The organism is Arsenicicoccus sp. UBA2120 (assembly GCF_002330965.1).
GTDB classification, from domain to species: Bacteria; Actinomycetota; Actinomycetes; order Actinomycetales; family Dermatophilaceae; genus Arsenicicoccus; species Arsenicicoccus bolidensis.
Map to the genome: position 1 here is coordinate 18,516 of NZ_DCYC01000039.1, position 3,931 is coordinate 22,446.

A 3,931-nucleotide genomic window follows, 5' to 3' on the forward strand; every position below is an offset into this window, starting at 1 on the left:
TCCGCGTCACCCGGCCCATCGGCCTCACCCGTTCCATCAGCTTCGCCCGTCCCATCAGCTTCACCCGTCCCACCACCTCCACCCGGTGCGGGTGGTCCGACCGTCCCCCGCCCGCCGGACCTGTCGCCCGCCGAGGACCTCCTCGCCCGTCACGTGAGACGCCTCGTGGCGCCAGAGGTGCTGGCCCGCCTCGGGCGACACGGGCCGGACGAGGCGGAAGCTCCCGAACCGGTGGGGCCCACCACCGAGACGACCCTCTCGGTGCGTGCAGACCTCGCGTGGCCGGAGTGGGCACGGCGGCTGGAGCTCACGCCACCGCCGCACCGACGACAGCCACCGCCTCTCCACCCGCCGTTCTGAGCAACGCCCGACGCGTGGCGTCAGGGTGCGGCGGACTCACCTGCACAACGCCCAGCAGCTGCGTGGCGTCCTGGGCCTTCGTCTGGTTGTGCGTGCGAGTCCGCCCGCACGCGGGGACGGCATACGGCTCAAGGACGCCAGTCGGGGCGCAGGGGGTAGGCGGTGGCCCCGTCCGCGCCGACCTTGGTGGCCAGGACCTCCAGGACCGGGCGCAGCTGCCAGGTCTGGCGAGGACCGGTCAGGCGAGGCCCAGGCCGTGGGCCGCCTCCCACAGGGAGTCGCGGACCTGCGGGTGCGCGGCCTGCTCGATGATGTTGCGGGCCTGGACCTTCTCCGGGTGGCCGAAGACCTCCGCGACGCCCTGCTCGGTGATCACCGCGGAGTGCTGGAAGGACGTGGTCGGCTCGGTCAGCATGGGCACGATCGTCGACACGTCGGCCTTGGGGTGCCAGGAGCGGAGCGCCATCATGGCCTGGCCGCCCTTGGAGTGCAGCGCCCCCACGATGAAGTCCGTCTGCCCGCCGAAGCCGGAGTGGATGCGCGCCTTGATGCGCGAGGCGTTGGCCTGCGAGAGCAGGTCGACCTGCAGCGCCGTGTTGATCGAGGTCATCTGCGGCTGCTTGGCGATCTGTCCCGGGTCGTTGGTGATCTCGGTGCGGCGCATGATGATCCGGTTGTTGAGGTGGCACCACTGGTAGAGCGCCTCGCTGCCGAACGCGAACGACGCGACGATGGGCCGCATCTCGTCCAGCGCCCCCACGCGGTCGAGCAGCAGCACGCCGTCAGAGAACATCTCGGTCCAGATGCCGAGGTTGTGCCGGCGGGCGAGGCCCGGGAGCGTCGCGTCGGGCACCGCGCCGATGCCGAGCTGGAGGGTGGCGCCGTTGCCGACGCGCCCGGACACGAGCTCGCCGATGAGGGCGGTCGCGTCGTCGGGCTTGGCCTGCGCCTGGACCGCGGCGATCGACGCGTCGGCCTCGATGAAGGCGTCGAAGATCTCGACGGGGAACTCGCCGTCGCCGTAGGTGTAGGGCATGTGCTTGTTGATCTGGGCGACCAGGATGCCGCCACGCTCCTTGACCGCCTCGATCGCGGCCACCATGACGTTGACCTCGACGCCGAGCGAGACCTTGCCACCGATGGGGGCGCTCACGTGCACGGCGACGATGTCCGGCGCCAGGGTCGTGCGGAACAGCATGGGCACCAAGGACAGTCGCGTCGGTGTGTAGTGCAGGGTCGGCAGCTTGCGCATCCCCACCCCGACGAAGCAGGACTCGTGCTGGACGCCCTCGCGGGTGGAGATGCCCGCCGGCGCGTTGAGCATGTTGAGGCGGTAGGTCGGCAGGGCCTCGTCGACGACCCCCAGCAGCGCCCAGGGCGGCACGTGGTTGCCGGTGGCGACGACGCGGGGGTTCTCCGGTGCGCGCTCCAGCAGGGACTTCATCTGAGCGGTGCTGATGACGTTCATGGTCCTAGCCTGCCCGAGCCCCTGTGGACGTCGGCACCCGGGCTCCGCCTACGATCACTCGTATGACGATTACCGCCCACCGTCTCGTCCCACCCGCCCTGCAGGCGGCGGCCCTCACCGATCCCGCCACGCTGTCGGCGCACGCGCTCGACGCGGCGCTGGGCATCCCCGAGCCGCGGGACTTCACGCTCGTCCGGGCCCGCGACACCGGCGACGTGGTCGAGGCGCTGCGCTGGGCGGCGGCCGAGCGGATCCCCGTGGTGCCGCAGGGCGCCCGCACGGGACTGGCGGGCGGAGCGGTCCCGCTCGAGGGCGGTCTGGCCCTCAACCTCGAGGCGATGGCGACCATCGAGGACGTCGACGAGGTGGAGGGACTGGCGCTCGTGCAGGCGGGCGTCATCACCTCCGACCTCAAGGCCGCGGCGTCGGGCGTGGGCCTGCACTACGGCCCTGACCCGGCCTCGGTGGCGATCTCGACGATCGGGGGCAACGTCGCGACCAACGCCGGTGGGCTGTGCTGCCTCAAGTACGGCGCCACCAGCGACGCCATACGAGCTCTCGAGGTGGTCCTGCCCGGGGGCGAGGTGATACACACCGGCCACCGGACCGCCAAGGGGGTGGCGGGTCTGGACCTGACCGGGCTGTTCGTGGGGTCCGAGGGCTGCCTCGGCGTGGTGACCCGGGTGTGGGCGCGCCTCGTCCCGCGGCCGGACGACCCGACCACCGTGCTGGCGACCTTCCCGACGCTGCGGGAGGGGTGCGAGGCCATCGTGGCGCTGCGCCGCGAGCGCCACCGACCCAACCTCCTCGAGATCATGGACGGCCCCACGGTGGGGGCCATCCGGGCGTATGGCGAGCACGTCGGCAGCGGCGACTACGGCTTCCCGGCGGGGGTGCAGGCAGCGCTGCTCGTCCAGTCCGACCGCCCGGGCCACGCCGCCGAGGACGCGGCCCGCTATGCCTCGGTGTGCGCGGACGCCGGGGCCACGTCCGTGTCGGTGTCGGGATCACGCGAGGAGTCCGACACCCTGATGGCCGGGCGCCGGGTCATCTCCCCCGCGCTGGACGGCCTGGGCCACAACCTCACGGAGGACATGTGCGTGCCAGTCCGGCACCTCGCTGAGTTCATCGAGCGGGGGTATGCCGTGGGCGAGCGCCACGGCACCCGCATCGTCACCGCGGGGCACGGCGGCGACGGCAACCTGCACCCGACGGTCTACTTCGACCCGGCCGACCTCGACGCGGTGCGCCGCGCCCACGACGCGGTCACCGACCTCGTCGACGAGGCCCTGCGCCTGGGCGGCACCATCACCGGCGAGCACGGCGTCGGCATCCTCAAGAGCGACTGGCTGGAGCGCGAGCTCGGGACCGCCGAGATCGAGCGTCAGCGTGGCCTCAAGGCCTTCTTCGACCCGCTGGGGATCATGAACCCCGGGCGCGTCCTGTGGCCCGCGACGCCGATGAACGCTCCCGCGCCGCACCGTCCCTCGCGTGATGGAATGTCGGCATGAACCCCATGGACGTCGACGCCTCGGCCGCCTGGCTCAGCCACGAGTCCCTCGAGCAGGCGCGGGAGCGGCTGCCCATCCTCTATGTCGACGTCGTGCCCGTGCGCGTCGACGACCGGGGCGAGGTCACCCACGTCGGCACCCTGCTGCGGGTGTCCGGCAACGGCGAGATGGCGCGCGAGCTGGTGAGCGGACGCGTGCTCTACCACGAGCGGCTGCGCGACGCGCTGATCCGGCACATCGAGAAGGACCTCGGGCCCCTCGCGATGCCGCGGATCCCGGTCAGCCCCCAGCCGTTCACGGTCTCGGAGTACTTCCCCACCCCGGGGGTCACGCCGTTCCACGACCCGCGGCAGCACGCCGTGGCGCTGGGCTACGTCGTGCCCGTGGCCGGTGACTGCGCGCCGTCCCAGGATGCCCTGGACCTGGCCTGGCTGACCCCGCGCGAGGCGTGCAGCCGCGCCGTGGGCGAGGAGATGGGTCGGGGCCACGCGACCCTGCTGCGGCAGGCCCTCGCCCACCTCGGTTTCGCCGTCTGACCCGCCCCCGGTAAAGGCATCGACCGGCCTTCGTTCGTTGGCTGCCAGCCTCGTCT

General features: G+C 72.4%; 3 protein-coding genes. 2 read left to right on the plus strand and 1 reads right to left on the minus strand.

Annotated features, from left to right (window positions below; genetic code table 11):
* Positions 1-598: 598 nt before the first annotated feature.
* Complete coding sequence (locus tag B2P18_RS05075; RefSeq protein WP_286956357.1) at positions 599-1,828, minus strand: acetyl-CoA hydrolase/transferase family protein; 1,230 nt, start codon at positions 1,826-1,828, stop codon at positions 599-601.
* 62 nt (positions 1,829-1,890) lie between these two features.
* Here B2P18_RS05075 and B2P18_RS05080 point away from each other — a divergent pair, with 62 nt between their 5' ends.
* Entirely contained in the window at positions 1,891-3,339 is a 1,449-nt protein-coding gene (locus B2P18_RS05080; protein ID WP_286956359.1) for an FAD-binding oxidoreductase, read from the plus strand.
* Positions 3,336-3,875: a DUF4916 domain-containing protein gene (locus B2P18_RS05085; RefSeq protein WP_029211180.1), complete on the plus strand. Its 540-nt coding sequence runs from the start codon at positions 3,336-3,338 to the stop codon at positions 3,873-3,875. The genes B2P18_RS05080 and B2P18_RS05085 overlap by 4 nt, the downstream gene beginning before the upstream one ends.
* Positions 3,876-3,931: the final 56 nt, after the last annotated feature.